The following is a 14853-nucleotide window of genomic DNA, read 5'->3' as shown; positions in this document are numbered from 1 at the left end:
CTTCATGCTCAATCGGCGCCGGACGATCGCGCTTGCCGCGGCGGCGCTCCTTTTGATGCCGGCCGTCGCCTGGGCCGCCGAGAAGAGCGGCATGTCCAGCGAAGGCATCTTCGTTCTCGAAGTCATCCTGCTGCTCGTCATCGGCCGCGGCATCGGCGAATTGCTGGAGCGACTCGGCCAGCCGGCGGTGATGGGGCAGCTGCTCGGCGGCATCATGCTCGGGCCTTCGCTGCTCGGCTGGCTGTGGCCCACGGCCGAGCGCGTGGTCTTTGCCGGCGACGCCGCGCAGAAGTCGATGATCAATGCCATCGCCCAGCTCGGCGTCCTGATGCTCCTGCTGCTCACCGGCATGGAGACCGATCTGAGGCTGGTGCGCCGGGTCGGCCGCGCCTGCTTCTCCATTTCGGCGGCCGGCGTCGCGGTGCCGTTCGCATTGGGTTTCGTCGCTGCGCAATTCATGCCGGACACGCTGCTCGCCGCCGGCGGCGAGCGCGTCGTCGCCGGCCTGTTCCTCGGCACGGCGCTGTCGATCTCCTCGGTCAAGATCGTCGCCATGGTGGTGCGCGAGATGAATTTCATGCGCCGCGATCTCGGCCAGATCATCGTCTCCTCGGCCATCATCGAAGACACGATCGGCTGGGTGATCATCGCCGTCACCATCGGCATCGCCACCCATGGCCGCATCGAGGCCGGCAGCCTGGCCTTCACGCTGGCCGGCGTCGCTCTGTTCATGGCCTTTTCCTTCACGCTCGGCCGCCGCATCGTCTTCGATGCCATCCGCTGGACCAACGACACTTTCCGTAGCGAATACGCGGTCGTCACCGTCATCCTCGCCATCATGGGCGCCATGGCGCTGATCACCGACCTGATCGGCGTGCATACCGTGCTCGGCGCCTTCGTCGCCGGCATATTGGTCGGCGAGTCGCCGATCCTGTCGCGTCACATCGAGGGGCAGTTGCGCGGCGTCATCACCGCGCTGTTCATGCCGGTGTTCTTCGGCGTCGCGGGCTTGTCGGCCGACCTCACCGTGCTTGCCGACCGCGAGCTCGCGCTGCTCACGGTGGCGCTTGTGGCGATCGCCAGCATCGGCAAGTTCGGCGGCGCCTTCATCGGCGCCGAGGTCGCCGGCATGAGCCGCGCCGAGGGGATAGCGGTCGGCTGCGGCATGAACGCGCGCGGCTCGACCGAGGTCATCGTCGCCTCGATCGGCCTGTCGATCGGCGTGATCTCGCACACGCTTTTCACCATGATCCTCACCATGGCCGTCATCACCACCTTGGCCATGCCGCCCACGTTGCGCTGGGCGCTGGGGCGCCTGTCGATCGGCGAGGCGGAGAAGAAGAGGCTGGAGCGCGAGGAGGTCGACCAGCGCGGCTTCATCGCCAATCTGGAGCGGCTGCTTGTGGTGGTCGACGAAGGCGTGGTCGGCCGCTTCGCCGCCTACCTCGCCGGCGTGATCGGCGCTGGCAAACCGACGACGGTGCTGCACGCCAGCGGCGAAAGCGATGCCGACCCCGAAGAAGCGGCGCATCTGGACGAGGTCGAGAAGGGAGCCGAGGACGGCCGCGAGGCGGCAAGGGAGGCCGACGAGGAGCCCGCGCGTGAAGCCCCCCTCACGCGCCGCCGGCGCGACGTGCAGCTTTCCGCCGAGGCGGTCGCGAAGGAAGCACGCAAGGGCTACGGCATGCTGCTCATCGGCCTTGGCCGCGCGGTCACGCCGAAGGGCAGTTTCTCGCACCGGCTGAACGAGGTCGCCGGCGCCTTCGACGGCCCGCTCTGCCTGGTGCTGAAGCCCACCAGCGCGGGTCGCCGGATGCCGAGGCTCGGCCCCGAGTCGGGCCGGATCCTGGTGCCGGTCAACGGCACGTCGGTCGCACGCCGTGGCGCCGAGCTGGCATTGGCAATCGCCGCTGTCACCGGCGCGCCGGTCAAGATGCTCTATGTCGCGCGGATCGGCCGCGATGAGCCGCGCGACACCGTCTCGCATCGCCGCAGGGAGGCCGTGCTGAAGGACATCGTCGCGCTTGCCGATCGCTATGGCGTCGAGATCGAGACGGCCATCAGGAGCAGGGCCGCCGCCGCCGATGCCATTGCCCGCCAGGCCGGCAGGCGGGTGGCGTTGATCGTCATGGGCGTGGCGCGGCGGCCGGGCGAAGAGCTCATCTTCGGCGAGACGACGAGCGGCGTGCTGCAGCGCTGCCCGTGCCCGGTGGTGCTGATCTCCGACGAGCGCCTGCGCCGCGACGACGAGGGCAGGGAGGCGCTGCGGTCGGGGACGGGGTGAGACGGCCGGGGCTTCAGCACGAAACCGGCGGAAATGAGCCGCGCAGCGGCCGGAGCGGGCATTCCTAAGTCGCTGACTGCGAGCGTCTGCTGCGGGATCGCGGTGCTTTCGCAGGAAGAGCCTCCTCCGTTACCTCGTGGCCTCTCCGCGGTAAGGTCCTCGCCGGCAACGACCACCCAAGCCATCTCGCTTTTGAGGCGGCCGCGTCGTCAGGCTTGGGTGCGGCAGCCTTCAGGCGCTCTCGCCATTTCCTTGCGGCGACCCCGTTCTCGACGGCCAACCACGTCGACAGGCCGAGGCTGCCGAGCAAGGCGATGATGAACCATTTCTGTGCTTGCAACAGGTCCGGATCGTACCAGGGCTTGCCGAAGAGCCCAGGTGGCTCGACATAGGTGGCGCTCATTGCCATGCCCACTGCGACAATGGGCAATGCCCAAAGCGCAATGACGAAGCTGACCGAGGTCAATCCTAGGAATTGGCTGTACCAGAAGGTGCTCTCGGCGGGATCCTTGTCCGGAAGCCGAGAGGTCCAACGAACCTGTCCGAGCATCATCGCAAGAATTGCGATGATGACGATGGGGCCGATGTTGAGCATGCCGACGATGCCGATCTTCACACCGAGCAAATCCTCTTTTTCCTCCTCCGGTGTCTCGGTGGCGGCGAGCGTCGCTAGCTTGCTGATGGCGATAGTCCTCGGCAGATCGAAGATGTTCGCCGAAATCGGCACGCCGCGGAGCAGGTCGAGCTGGTTCTGTATTGAGAAATAGAAGTTTTGCCACAACGTCGTAACGTCGCGCGGTGCTGCGGCCGAGCAGCCGATACTAGCGGCCAGGGGAGACCGTTTCTGCTGTTCCCAGGTCTCGGACCGCAATCGCAGGACACAGGTCCCGGTCTGCAGGTTCATTTCGCCGACCTCGACCACCAGGTCTTTCGCTGTGATGAGGCCGTTCCACGACACCATATTCACCGCTTCATCGACGAATTTCATGAACTGTCCGGCGTCGAGTGTCGAGACTGTGTAGGAGATGGCTTGCCAGTTGAAATTCGTGAGCGTGAACATGTCCTGGACGGTCGGATCGGCGGTCGCAAGATTCACGATGGCTTTCCCCGCGTCGGACCCGGCGGTCAGCAAGGCCGGGGTGAACTGTATCGCCTCGATGATCTTGGCCTGTCCCGCCGGTGCCGCGCTGAAGGCGGGACTGAGTTGCGCGCGGTAGACCTGCGTTGCGTCGGCTTTTATGTCGCCAAGCAGACCATCATACGCCCGACCAAGCCCCGTAAGCCCTTCCTGCACCCGAGTGTAGGAAAACGGACGGTTATAGTAGGCGGCCGTCACGATTAGCGTCGCCGCAAGCAGCAGCAGGACCCGCGATAGTGTCTGAAGACTGTCAAGCGTCTTTGTCATGCTGGATGTCCTCAACCGGCCATGCGGTGCAGCGTCAGGCCGCCATGGTGGCACCAGACCCAGGCTGCCTTTCGAGCATCTAAGCGCAATTTTGAGTTGCGCATGTGATCTGGTTCACAGGCCGTCGCCCTATTGCCGCATTCCGCTCGCGAGGCTCGCTTCAAAGTCGGGCCGGATCGGTTACTCTCGGCGCTAGGAGGTGGCGACGATGAGCTTCAGCACAAAACCTCTCGACATGACCACCTGGCCGCACTTCTTCGCGCTGGTCGAGCGTCACAACGGCGTGTGGGGCGGCTGCTGGTGCATGGCCTTCCACGCCAAGGGCGCTGGCGCCGCCGGCAACCGCGCGGCGAAGGAGGCCCTGGTGCGCGACGGCCGGGCGCATGCCGCTCTGGTGTTTGACGGTCCGGCCTGTGTCGGCTGGTGCCAGTTCGGACCGACCGCCGTGCCGCGCATAAAGCACCGGCGCGCCTACGAGGAAGGGCTGGTGGCGCTGCCCGACTGGCGCATCACCTGCTTCTTCTCCGACAAGGGGTTTCGCGGCAAGGGCGTGGCGGCAGCAGCCCTTGCCGGCGCGCTCACCGAGATCGGCCGTCGCGGCGGCGGCCTGGTGGAAAGCTATCCGGAAGATGCCGAAGGCCGGAAGGTCGCTGGCGCCTTCCTGCACAACGGCACGCTGGCGATGTTCGAAGCGCAGGGTTTCAGCCGCAACCGCCGGATCGGCAAGCACCGCTGGGTGGTCGAGAAGCGGGTGGCGGCGCAGGGCGATTAGCGTCTGCCAAACCGATTTCTCGCCAAAAGTCTGCCGACCCGAGGCTCCGTTGCACTTTGATATGAGTAGTTGCTAATATAAAATGTCCCCCTTTCAACCGCGCTTTGGCGAAGAGAAGGAGGGACGTGATATGGCCGCCTATCTGATTGCCGATGTCGATATCACCGACATGGCCGTGTTCGACGAGTACAGGCGCGAGGTCCCCGCGACCGAGGCCCGCTATGGCGGGCACTATCTCGCTCGCGGCGGCGCGACCAAGGTGCTCGAGGGCGACTGGGAGCCGCACCGCCTAGTCATCATCCAATTCCCCGACATGAGCTCGCTGACCGCCTGGTACGATTCACCGGAATATGGGCGGCTGAAGGAAATCCGCTTCCGCAGCGCCAGGACGCGCATCATCGCCCTGGAGGGGGTGGCGCTAGCGTAGGCGCCGGGGCGTGCAATCTGCCCTTGAGAGACCCTTGAGAGGGAGATGCCCGACACAGCAGAGGGGGTCGTTTCACGTAGAGCGGCAACGCTCTGTCGAAACAAAGAGGAAGTCGACGCTTCACGCGCGGCGACCCCCCTCTGTCGCCCACGGCGACATCTCCCTCTCAACGGGGGAGATCGCCCAGCTCACGCCATCTGCAGCCGCTGCCTGCTCGGCTGCGGCGGGAAGGCAATCGCGATGCCGGCCGCGCCGAGGCCGACCAGCGCCGAGCCGATGAACAGCCAGGAATAGCTGGCATAGGCGTCGTAGATCATGCCGCCGGCCAAAGGTCCGAACGACATGCCGAGGCTGGAGAGCATGGTGGCGGCGCCGAACACCGTGCCGATGATGCGCGGCCCGAAATATTCGCGTGCGAGCACCGCGTAGAGCGGCATGACGCCGCCATAGGTGGCGCCGAAGATGACGGCGAGCACGTAGAACTGCTCGAGCCGGCCGACCGCGAGATAGGCGGCGATCACCGCGGCCTGGATAGCCAGCCCGGCGATCAGCACCGGCTTGACGCCCAGCCGGTCGCCGAGCACGCCGTAGAGCACGCGGCCGCCGAGGCCGGCCAGGCCCTCGACGCTGTAGATCGAGACGGCGGCCATCGGCGCCACGCCGCAGGCCATCGCATAGCTCACCATGTGGAAGATCGGCCCTGAATGCGCCGCGCAGCAAGCGAAGAAGGTCATGCCCAGCACCAAGAATTGCGGCGAGCGCAGCGCCTGGCCGACACTCATGCCGGGATCGTCGGCAGTGGGCGAGGGTGTGCCGCCGTCGGATGCCGCAACCGCCGCCGGCGGCTGGCGCACCAGCAGGACGGCGGGCAACAGAAGCACCCAGGCCATGACGCCGATGTCGAACATGGCCGTGCGCCACTCATAGGCCGAGATCAGCCAGCGCGCGAAGGGCGAGATCGTCATCGGCGCGACGCCCATGCCGGCCGAGACCAGCGATACCGCCAGGCTGCGGTTGGTGTCGAACCAGGCGGTGGTGAGCGCGATCATCGGCGCGAAGAAGGCGCTGGCCGCGAGGCCCACGATCACGCCGTAACTCAGCTGAAAGACGATAAGCGAGCCGGCGCGGCTCGCCACCACCAATGCCAGGCCGAGCAGCACCGCGCCGGCGAGCACCACGGGCCGGGCGCCGAGGCGGTCATAGATCGAGCCCCAGGCGAAGCCGCCGACGCCCATGACGAGGAAGTTCAAGGTCATGGCGCTGGAAATGCCGGCGCGCGACCAGCCGGTGTCGAGCGACATCGGTTCGAGAAAGATCGCCAGCGAGAACATCGCGCCGAGCGCCACACAAGTCATCAGCGCGCCCGCCGCGACGATGACCCAACGATAGGAAAGGTTCATGGTTTTCTCCCATGCCGCAAGGCATCCTGTTTGATGCGGCACGGTTTTTCCAGGCTCATTCGTGCCGCTTGCGTCCGAAGGACGCCGCAGGCGACAACGATCCTACAATCTGGTTGCATTTTTTATCTGGATTTTTTTGGGGCGGTGATTTGGCTTGTCACCTGAAAAGTCGCGTTCCTTCGCGCCCCCCTCTGGCCTGCCGGCCATCTCCCCCACAAGGGGGGAGATCGGCAGTTCCGGCGCTGGCGCTTTTTTCTGCGAGTTTGGCGGTTGGCGAAAGGTCGCATGAAGGCTGATCTCCCCAAGTGGGGAGATGGCCGGCAGGCCAGAGGGGGGCGCTGTCCCGCCCACCCTTCAGTATGTCAGCAGTCCACCGCGCCAGCATTGACCGCGCTCCCGTCCCTTCTAGATTGACCCGTCAACCAGGGAGAACCTCCATGCAACTCTATCGCGGCCGGCTCATCGACCACCTTCATCTTGTGGTGCGAGACATCAAGGCGAGCCGGCGCTTCTACGGCGCGCTGCTCGAGGTGCTTGGCATTCCGATCGGCGGCGAGGCCGAGGATTATTTCTGGGCGGACGAACTCTTCGTCTCCAGCGCCGACAGCCGCGCCGCGCTCGGCGTGCTCACCGGCCGCCACCATCTCGCCTTCCAGGCCAAGGACCGCGCCATGGTCGACGCTTTCTACACGGCTGGGCTCGCCGCCGGCGGCAAGGACAATGGCGCGCCGGGCGAGCGCCATTACCACCCTGGCTACTACGCCTGCTTCCTGCTCGACCCCGACGGCAGCAACATCGAGGCGGTATACCATGGCGAGGCCAAGCGGAGTGCGGCGGCTGTGGAGATCAGTTTTTGAAGAATGGTCTGCTCCCAGCGAGGCGCTCTGTGTCGGACTGTAGTCGAATACGTCCATGGCGACAGCGAAGGGAAACTGCCAACGAGTATCAGCATAGCGAGGGTGCCGACCGCCGGAATCTGAGGCAGGCGCATGCGCCTGCCGCTACGCCGTCGCTTATTCCTTCACTGCGCCCGTCATCGAGGACACATAGTGCTCGACGAAGAAGGAATAGAGCACGACGACCGGCAGCGAGCCGATCAAGGCGCCGGCCATCAGCGCTCCCCATTCATAGACGTCGGAGCGGACAAGCTCGGTGAGCACGCCGACCGGCACCGTCTTCTTTTCGGACGATTGGATGAAGGTCAGCGCGTAGATGAACTCGTTCCAGGAGAGCGTGAAGGCGAAGATGCCGGCCGAGATCAGGCCCGGCACCGACAGCGGCAGAACGATCTTGGTGAGGATCTGCCAGCGTGTTGCTCCGTCGATGAGCGCGCATTCCTCCAGTTCGAACGGGATCGAACGGAAATAGCCCATCAAGAGCCAAGTGCAGAACGGGATCAGGAACGTGGGATAGGTGAGGATCAGCGCGAACGGCGTGTCGTAGAGCCCGAGATTGAACACCATGACCGACAGCGGGATGAACAGGATCGAAGGCGGCACCAGATAGGCGAGGAAGACGGCGAGGCCGACCTGGCGCGCGCCCGAGAACCTCAGCCTTTCGATCGCGTAGGCCGCAAGCACCGCGGCCGCCAGCGACAGGAAGGTGGCGGCGGTGGAGATGATCACCGTGTTGAGCAGCCAGCCGGGATATGACGTCTCGAGAAGCAGGTAGCGGATGTGCTCCAGTGTCGGATGCACGACCCAGAACGGATTGTAGTTCACATAGTCGGTCATCTCGACATTGGGTTTAACCGCCGTGATCGTCATCCAGTAGAACGGAAACAACAGCACGACCAGAAACACCAAGAGCGGCAGATAGACCGTGACCACCCGGCGCGGCAGGCTTTGCAGGTAGCCCATGCCGCCTTCGTCGGTTTCCATGCGTTCGGCTTGCTTGATCGCGGCCATGTCAGTCTCCGCCGCCTTGCTGCCACCTGCGCCGTTGCAGGCCGAAATAGCTGAACAGGATCGCCGCCAGCAGGAAGGGGATCATGGCGACGGCGATTGCCGCGCCTTCGCCGAGCTGGCCGCCGGCAATGCCGCGCTGGAACGACAGTGTCGCCATCAGATGGGTGGCGTTCACCGGCCCGCCCCGGGTCAGTACATAGATCAGCTGGAAATCGGTGAAGGTGAACAGCACCGAGAAGGTCATGGTGATGGCGATTATCGGCGTCAGCAGCGGCAGCGTCACATGGCGGAACAGTTGCCACCGGCTGGCGCCGTCGAGCGTGGCGGCTTCATAGAGCGATTGCGGGATCGTCTGCAGACCGGCAAGCAGCGTGATGGCGACGAATGGAATGCCGCGCCACACATTGGCCGCGATGACGGAAGCGCGCGCATTGGTAGGGTCGCCGAGAAAGTTGATGCGGTGGTCGATCAGGCCCATCTGCTGCAGTGCCCAGGACAGGATCGAGAACTGCGAATCGTAGATCCACCAGAAGGCGATCGCCGACAGCACCGTCGGCACCACCCAGGGCAGCAGCACCACCGCGCGGAAGAACGACTTGAAGGGCAGCTTCTCGTTGAGGATGAGCGCCAGCCAGAGGCCGAGCACGAATTTCAGGATCGAGGCGCTGACCGTATAGAGCAGCGTGTTGAAGACCGACAGCCAGAAGACGCTGTCGCTCCAGAGGTATTCGTAGTTCTCGGCGCCGATGAAGATGCCCGGGCGGCCGATGCGCGTATCGGTGAAGCCGAGCCATATGCCGAGCCCCAGCGGATAGGTGAGAAAGACCAGGAGCAGCGCCGCCGCCGGCAGCATGAAGCCGAGGCTGAGGGCATTACGGTTCTCGGCGAGCCGCGAAAGCATCGACGGACCTTGCTGAACGGCAACGGATGGCACGGCCATGGCGCGGGCTCCCTGGTACGAGGTCTGATGGAGCGGCCGGGGCGGCAACCCTTCTTCCGGATGCCTCCGAAAGACGTGCCACCCCGGCTGAGGTCGAAAAGGATCAGACGCGATAGTAGCGGTTGGCGCGCTTCTCCGCCTCTTCCATCGCCTCTTGCGGCGTGGCCTGGCCCGTCACCGCCTTGGCGAACATGTCGACCAGCACATAGTCGGCCATGGTCGCGGCCGAGGCATAGCCGAGCGGTCCCGCATAGCCGTTGGGGCGCAGCGTCGCCGAGGCTTTGGCATAGGCGGCATTGTTCGGGTCGGCCTTCCACACCGGATTGTTGTCGAAAGCCTTCAGCGTCTGGCAGCAATAGCCGGCCGACGAGGTGATCCAGTCCGACATCTGCGGGTTCTCGAACATGAACTGCAGATAGGCTTTTGCCGCGTTGGGGTAGGGCGTGTAGTTGAAGATGACGGCGGTGGTCACCTGGAACAGCTCGACCGATTTCCCGACCGGACCGATCGGCAGATTGGTGGTGCGGATGTCCTTGGCGATCTCCGCCAACTTTGGGTCGTTGTCCTTGTTGACCTTGGCGGTGTTGTACGCAGAGATGCCGTTGGCGATGACGCTCACCTCGCCGGCCAGGAAGGCGCGGTTGTTGTTGACGTCGAGCCAGCTCTCCGTGCCCGGGATAAAGGTTTTGTAGAGCTCCTGCGCATACTGGATCGCTTTCAGAGTCTCGGGGCTGTTGATCGTCACCTTGCCTTTCTCGTCGACCATCTGGCCGCCATGGCTCCACAGCAGCCAATGCGCGTAGTTGTTGCCGTCGCCGACGCCGTGGCCATGCGTGAAGCCGGCCGGATGGCCCTTCGCCTTCAGCGCCTTGCAGAGTTCGAGGAAGCCGGCCGTGTCCTTCGGGAATTCCGAGAAGCCGGCCTCCTTCACCCAGCTTTCGCGATAGACGATGGCGTTGCCGATGGTGGCAAGCGGCAGGCCGAGGAACTTGCCCTCGCGCGTTGCATACTGCTTCGGCCCATCGTGCCAGCCGCCATATTTCTTGCCGAGATAGTCGCCGAGTTCGGTGACGTCGAGCAGCTTGTCGGGATATTGGTGCGGGTCGTCGAACCAGACGAGCATCAGGTCGGGGCCGGAGCCGACATTGGCGGCAACCGCTGCCTTCGGCCGGATGTCCTCCCAGCTCTCCTTGTCGACGCGGACCTCCACGCCCGTCGCCTCGGTGAACCGCTTGGTATTCTTCAGCCACTGGTCCTCGTCGCCCTGCACGAAGGGCGACCAGCGCAGCAGCCTCAGCTTCGCACCGTCCTCGGGCTTGTAGGTTAGGCCCTCCTGGGCAAAGGCGGTCGAGCCGACAAGGCGGCTGCCCAAAGCCCCGGCGGCCGCGCCGGCGGTCGTGCGGATCACGTCGCGTCTGGTGAACTTCATGCTCGTCTCCTCCTGTGTGTTTCCTTGCTGGGTGGCCTATCGCGCCGCTTCGATCCGCTGGCCGGTTTTGCCGTGGAACAGATGGATAGGCCCGGGCTCGACCGACAGCCGGATGGTATCTCCCGGCGCGAAGGAATGGCGTTCCCGGAAATTGGCGACGATATCCTCGCCGCCGGCCGTCCGGCCGATGATCTGCACTTCCGAGCCGGTCGGCTCGATCACCACCACGGTCACCGGAATGCCGTCCTCGGCCAGCCGCAGATGCTCGGGCCGCACCCCCAGGACTATAGCCTCGCCGTTGTCGATCGAAGGTGGTTTCGGCAGAGGCACGGAGATGCCTCCCGCGCCCTGGAACGACGGCGCACCGTCGCTGGCGAACGTGCCCTTGAGCAGGTTCATGGCGGGCGAGCCGATGAAGCTCGCGACGAAGAGGTTGTTCGGCCGGTCGTAGAGTTCCAGCGGCGGTCCGATCTGCTCCACGACCCCGTCATGCATGACCACGATCTTGTCGGCCATGGTCATGGCCTCGATCTGGTCGTGGGTGACATAGACCGTCGTGGTCTTCAGCCGCTGGTGCAGTTCCTTGATCTCGGCGCGCATCTGCACCCTCAGCTTTGCGTCGAGGTTCGAGAGCGGTTCGTCGAACAGGAATACCTGCGGATTGCGCACGATGGCCCGGCCCATGGCGACCCGCTGCCGCTGGCCGCCCGAAAGCTGGCGCGGATAGCGCGACAAAAGCGGCACCAGCCCGAGGATTTCGGCCGCCCGCTTCACGCCCGAATCGCTTTCCGCCTTCGGGACACCCTTGAGCATGAGCGAGAACGCCATGTTCTCGGCAACGGTCATGTGCGGATAGAGCGCGTAGTTCTGGAACACCATGGCCACGTCGCGCTCCTTTGGCGCAACGTCGTTGACGATACGGCTGCCGATCGAGATATGGCCGCGCGAGATCTTTTCCAGCCCGGCGATCATCCTGAGAAGAGTCGATTTTCCGCAGCCGGAGGGTCCGACCAGCGTGACGAATTCGCCGTCGTCTATGTCGACGCTGACGCCATGCAGGATCTGGGTAGCCCCGAACGATTTGTAGACATCGCCAATCGCGACAGACGCCATCGCATTCCTCCCGATGGTCCCTGCGAGGTCTCGCGGGGAGCCGTTTCTATCAGGTGTGGCTGAAACGGATGCCGGCAAGCATCCACCACTGGCGTCGGCGACGTCTGCCCCAGCTCCCCCCGGGTCACGCGACCGTGAAACGGTAGCGCTACCAAATACGCCTGTAAAGCGTCGGTGCGCATGCTTATACCTTCGTCGCTGAGGAGAGATGGACAAAGCTCGCCTCTGGGAGAGTGAAGCCAGGCCAGACCGGATTGCCGATCAAACTATCGAATAGCGGTCGAAAGACATTAGAAATTACTAAGATAATAAGCTTCAACTTACGCGGGAAATCTTACATAGCACCTGTCGCGACGGCAGCGTGATTGGGGACTGTCCGTCCCGAATGCGGGCATTGCTGGTTGGTGCTTCCGTTGTGGCTCTGCGCGCCGCCGCTGGCAGCGGTACTATCACGCCTGGCCCTTATCACTCGCCGATCAAAAACGCCGCGATCAGCTTCTGCAAATTCCCGCCCGGGCCGAACTCGACCTTGTCGAAGTCGCGGCTGGCTTGGCGCTGCGCCTTGGAAAGCTTGTCGAGATATTGCGTCAGCTCGGCCCTGACCTTCGTGCAGCCGGGGTCGTCGGTGACGGTGAGGCCGGTGCTGAAAGCGACGATCTTGTCCACCATGTCGATGATGCCGGCGCCGTGCACCTTCTCATGCGCGATAAGCCCGGCGGCGAACGCGTCCCAGCGCGCCTGCACGTCGGGAGCGAGTTTTCCCGCGGGCTTCGGCAGCGTGTAGGTGATGATCAGCTTGGGTCGCGCCGTCCTCAGCACGCACGCGCCGCCTTGAGGTTGGTAGTCACGCTGCCAGGTCAGCTTGAAATTGGTCTGCGCGATCGCCCGCCGCCCATTGCCCGCGCTGTCCCTGCCGATCAGCGGACCCTTGTCGCCGATCGAGACATAGAGCGCCTCCACGGTTTGCCCGGAGATGGCATAGGTCTCGATCTTCTCGACCGGTTGCCAGTCGGCCAAGGCCGGCGTCGAGAACAGCAGGGTGGTAAGCAGGAGGGCAGGCTTCATGGGGACTCGGTGGGATTCCGGGCGAAGCTTCGTGCATAGCGCTTATAGGCAGCGAGAGCAAAGAGGGCGTCTCCCCTGCGGTTGCCGTGCTAAGGCCGGGATGGCGCAGAAAAGGCGAGGGCGCGCTATCTCCCCACAAGGGGGAGATAGGCTGCGCCAGCGTCCCGGAACCTGTCCCACCCGTCGCCCGTTTCTATGCCATTCGTCCCGACCCATGGGGAGCCAAGGATGACCCGCAACGAGATCATTTCGGTGCTTGGTCCGGTCGACGAGGCCGTCATCGCCGACGTCGCGCTCACTGGTGCCAGCCTTAAGGAATTGCACGAGGCCGTTGCCTGGATCGGCGCCGACGAGGCGCTGGTGAACGAGGGGCACGCATTGCCCAGCGCCAGGGTAGCGCGGCTGATCGAGATCCTGGAGCCGCCCGAGGACGAGCCCGAAGCGCCGAGTGGGATGGAGTAAGTTCTTCCTTCTCCCACAAGAAGGGCTACGCTATGCACACATCTTCTGTGACTACTGATCGACCTGAGGCTTGATTGCCACGTGGTTCCCCCAATCCGTCGCTGCTTCGCAGCGCCACCTTTCCCCCCTCCGGAGGGAAAGGAAGGGAGCGCTGCTGGACGAGCGTTGACGGCAAGAGGCTTGGCGCCTTTCCTCTACCCCGTCGATCGGGGGAGAGGTGGCTCGGCGAAGCCGAGACGGAGTGGGGGTCGACCAGCGCTACATTGGACAATGCATGCGCCATGCTGCCATGCACGCTATCGCCAAAGACCAGCCGCTTGGAAATGTGTGCATCCCCTAGACAAGAAGGGGAGAAGGATAGGTGCTTCTCCCTACTTGCCGCTCGTACAGCTCTCGTCATAGCTTGGCCTTGGGGAGGACACTGCCTTGGACACCAATGTCGTCATTGTCGGCGCGGGGCCGGCGGGGCTGGCCGTCGGCGCTTGCCTTAAACAGGCGGGGGTGGATTTCACCATCCTCGAAAAGACCAGCGAGGTGGCGCCGGCCTGGCGGCGGCATTATCGCCGGCTGCATCTCCACACGGTGAAGTCGTTTTCCTCGCTGCCCTTCGTGCCGTTTCCGAAGAGCCATCCCCGCTACGTCCCGCGCGAAAAGGTGGTCGCCTATCTCGATGCCTATGCCGAACGCTTCGGCCTCGAGCCGCGTTTCGGCGTGACGGTGAAATCGATCCGCCGCGTGGGCGAAAAATTCCTGGTCGAGACCGACGCAGGCGAGATCCGCGCCAGCAAGATCGTGATCGCCACCGGCAACAATGCCGAGCCGATCGTGCCGGGCTTCCCCGGCATCGAGGCGTTCAAGGGAGAGGTGCTGCACAGCGCCGCCTACACCGAGGCCGCACCCTATGTCGGCAAGGATGTGCTGGTCATCGGCATGGGCAACACCGGCGCCGAGATCGCGCTCGACCTGGCCGAAAGCGGCGCGCACCCGGCGATCTCGGTGCGCAAGGGCGTTCACATCGTGCCGCGCCAGCTCTTCGGCGTGCCGATCCAGATGGTCGGCATCGCGAGTCGGCCGATGCCGCAGGCGCTCAACGACTGGATGTTCCCGAAAATCCTCGACCTGGCGCTGGGCAGGTTGGAGAAATACGGCATCGTGCGACCGAAGCAGGGCATCCTCGCTCAGATCGATGCCGGCCGCATTCCAGTCATCGATGTCGGCACCGTGGCGGCGATCAAGGCAGGCAGGATCGGCATCCTCCCCGACATCGTCCGCTTCACCGAGGACGGCGCGGAATTCGCCGATGGGCAGGAGAAAAACTTCGACGCGGTGATCTTCGCCACCGGCTATCGGCCGGGCTATGACGGCATCCTGCCGGCGGAGCTCAGGCCGGCGAAAAGCGGCGTCAATGCCGGCGCCTCCGACCTCGGCGTCTATCTCGTCGGCTTCCACAACCCCGTCACCGGCCTGCTGCGCGAGATCGGCATCGAAGCAAAGGCGGTGGCGATGGATATAGCGGGATGAGAGACATGGCGGAGTTGCTGATCTCCCCCCTTGAGGGGGAGATGGCCGGCAGGCCAGAGGGGGTCGCTTCGCGTGAAGCGCCAACGCGCTCCGCGACGTGAGACGACGCTGGCGATTTACGTGAGACG

13 protein-coding genes are annotated in these 14853 nt (G+C 64.5%); 6 read left to right on the top strand and 7 right to left on the bottom strand.

What is annotated here, in order from left to right:
- The first annotated feature begins 4 nt into the window (after nt 1–4).
- The gene (locus tag QAZ22_RS24510) at nt 5–2284 is read left to right on the top strand and encodes a cation:proton antiporter (protein WP_278203306.1); all 2280 of its coding nucleotides are present in this window, start codon (nt 5–7) and stop codon (nt 2282–2284) included.
- Between the two features lie 64 nt (nt 2285–2348).
- Here QAZ22_RS24510 and QAZ22_RS24505 read toward each other — a convergent pair whose 3' ends face one another.
- On the bottom strand, nt 2349–3689 hold the full coding sequence (locus tag QAZ22_RS24505) for a hypothetical protein (RefSeq protein WP_278203305.1): 1341 nt from the start codon (nt 3687–3689) through the stop codon (nt 2349–2351).
- 208 nt (nt 3690–3897) lie between these two features.
- Here QAZ22_RS24505 and QAZ22_RS24500 point away from each other — a divergent pair, with 208 nt between their 5' ends.
- Nucleotides 3898–4461 (top strand): hypothetical protein, encoded by a 564-nt coding sequence (locus QAZ22_RS24500; RefSeq protein WP_278203304.1) that lies wholly within the window; start codon nt 3898–3900, stop codon nt 4459–4461.
- Between the two features lie 130 nt (nt 4462–4591).
- On the top strand, nt 4592–4888 hold the full coding sequence (locus QAZ22_RS24495; protein ID WP_278203303.1) for a DUF1330 domain-containing protein: 297 nt from the start codon (nt 4592–4594) through the stop codon (nt 4886–4888).
- Between the two features lie 188 nt (nt 4889–5076).
- Here the strand turns inward: QAZ22_RS24495 and QAZ22_RS24490 are convergent, their stop codons facing one another.
- Nucleotides 5077–6288: an MFS transporter gene (locus tag QAZ22_RS24490; RefSeq protein WP_278203302.1), complete on the bottom strand. Its 1212-nt coding sequence runs from the start codon at nt 6286–6288 to the stop codon at nt 5077–5079.
- Between the two features lie 437 nt (nt 6289–6725).
- Here QAZ22_RS24490 and QAZ22_RS24485 point away from each other — a divergent pair, with 437 nt between their 5' ends.
- Nucleotides 6726–7145: a VOC family protein gene (locus QAZ22_RS24485; protein WP_278203301.1), complete on the top strand. Its 420-nt coding sequence runs from the start codon at nt 6726–6728 to the stop codon at nt 7143–7145.
- A 156-nt stretch (nt 7146–7301) separates the two neighbouring features.
- Here QAZ22_RS24485 and QAZ22_RS24480 read toward each other — a convergent pair whose 3' ends face one another.
- The 5 genes from QAZ22_RS24480 to QAZ22_RS24460 all read right to left on the bottom strand — a co-directional run bounded on the left by QAZ22_RS24480 (nt 7302) and on the right by QAZ22_RS24460 (nt 12742).
- Nucleotides 7302–8195, bottom strand: a complete 894-nt coding sequence (locus QAZ22_RS24480; RefSeq protein WP_278203300.1) for a carbohydrate ABC transporter permease — start codon at nt 8193–8195, stop codon at nt 7302–7304.
- A 1-nt stretch (nt 8196) separates the two neighbouring features.
- Nucleotides 8197–9135 carry a sugar ABC transporter permease gene (locus QAZ22_RS24475; protein ID WP_278203299.1) on the bottom strand — a complete coding sequence of 313 codons (939 nt, stop codon included), beginning with the start codon at nt 9133–9135 and terminating at the stop codon, nt 8197–8199.
- 103 nt (nt 9136–9238) lie between these two features.
- Nucleotides 9239–10564, bottom strand: a complete 1326-nt coding sequence (locus QAZ22_RS24470) for an ABC transporter substrate-binding protein (RefSeq protein WP_278203298.1) — start codon at nt 10562–10564, stop codon at nt 9239–9241.
- A 36-nt stretch (nt 10565–10600) separates the two neighbouring features.
- Nucleotides 10601–11677 carry a sn-glycerol-3-phosphate ABC transporter ATP-binding protein UgpC gene (gene ugpC, locus QAZ22_RS24465; protein ID WP_278203297.1) on the bottom strand — a complete coding sequence of 359 codons (1077 nt, stop codon included), beginning with the start codon at nt 11675–11677 and terminating at the stop codon, nt 10601–10603.
- A gap of 465 nt (nt 11678–12142) precedes the next feature.
- Nucleotides 12143–12742, bottom strand: coding sequence for a DUF922 domain-containing protein (locus QAZ22_RS24460; protein ID WP_278203296.1), 600 nt, complete (start codon nt 12740–12742; stop codon nt 12143–12145).
- Nucleotides 12743–12970: 228 nt separating this feature from the next.
- Between QAZ22_RS24460 and QAZ22_RS24455 the strand changes: the two genes are divergently transcribed.
- Together QAZ22_RS24455 and QAZ22_RS24450 are read left to right on the top strand one after the other, a co-directional pair.
- Entirely contained in the window at nt 12971–13204 is a 234-nt protein-coding gene (locus tag QAZ22_RS24455) for a hypothetical protein (protein WP_278203295.1), read from the top strand.
- A gap of 426 nt (nt 13205–13630) precedes the next feature.
- Nucleotides 13631–14725: an NAD(P)/FAD-dependent oxidoreductase gene (locus tag QAZ22_RS24450; RefSeq protein ID WP_278203294.1), complete on the top strand. Its 1095-nt coding sequence runs from the start codon at nt 13631–13633 to the stop codon at nt 14723–14725.
- Nucleotides 14726–14853 lie beyond the last annotated feature (128 nt).

This window comes from Mesorhizobium sp. WSM4906, from assembly GCF_029674625.1.
Lineage (GTDB): Bacteria > Pseudomonadota > Alphaproteobacteria > Rhizobiales > Rhizobiaceae > Mesorhizobium.
Note: the sequence above shows the minus strand (reverse complement) of the source record. Positions and strands in the feature narration are given on the sequence as shown.

What these genes read in the sequence shown, in the direction of transcription:
- QAZ22_RS24505 (WP_278203305.1), bottom strand. Translation starts at nt 3,689, where the DNA reads ATGACAAAGACGCTTGACAGTCTTCAGACACTATCGCGGGTCCTGCTG.
- QAZ22_RS24510 (WP_278203306.1), top strand. Translation starts at nt 5, where the DNA reads ATGCTCAATCGGCGCCGGACGATCGCGCTTGCCGCGGCGGCGCTCCTT.
- QAZ22_RS24490 (WP_278203302.1), bottom strand. Translation starts at nt 6,288, where the DNA reads ATGAACCTTTCCTATCGTTGGGTCATCGTCGCGGCGGGCGCGCTGATG.
- QAZ22_RS24470 (WP_278203298.1), bottom strand. Translation starts at nt 10,564, where the DNA reads ATGAAGTTCACCAGACGCGACGTGATCCGCACGACCGCCGGCGCGGCC.
- QAZ22_RS24500 (WP_278203304.1), top strand. Translation starts at nt 3,898, where the DNA reads ATGAGCTTCAGCACAAAACCTCTCGACATGACCACCTGGCCGCACTTC.
- QAZ22_RS24495 (WP_278203303.1), top strand. Translation starts at nt 4,592, where the DNA reads ATGGCCGCCTATCTGATTGCCGATGTCGATATCACCGACATGGCCGTG.
- ugpC (WP_278203297.1), bottom strand. Translation starts at nt 11,677, where the DNA reads ATGGCGTCTGTCGCGATTGGCGATGTCTACAAATCGTTCGGGGCTACC.
- QAZ22_RS24460 (WP_278203296.1), bottom strand. Translation starts at nt 12,742, where the DNA reads ATGAAGCCTGCCCTCCTGCTTACCACCCTGCTGTTCTCGACGCCGGCC.
- QAZ22_RS24480 (WP_278203300.1), bottom strand. Translation starts at nt 8,195, where the DNA reads ATGGCCGCGATCAAGCAAGCCGAACGCATGGAAACCGACGAAGGCGGC.
- QAZ22_RS24475 (WP_278203299.1), bottom strand. Translation starts at nt 9,135, where the DNA reads ATGGCCGTGCCATCCGTTGCCGTTCAGCAAGGTCCGTCGATGCTTTCG.
- QAZ22_RS24485 (WP_278203301.1), top strand. Translation starts at nt 6,726, where the DNA reads ATGCAACTCTATCGCGGCCGGCTCATCGACCACCTTCATCTTGTGGTG.
- QAZ22_RS24455 (WP_278203295.1), top strand. Translation starts at nt 12,971, where the DNA reads ATGACCCGCAACGAGATCATTTCGGTGCTTGGTCCGGTCGACGAGGCC.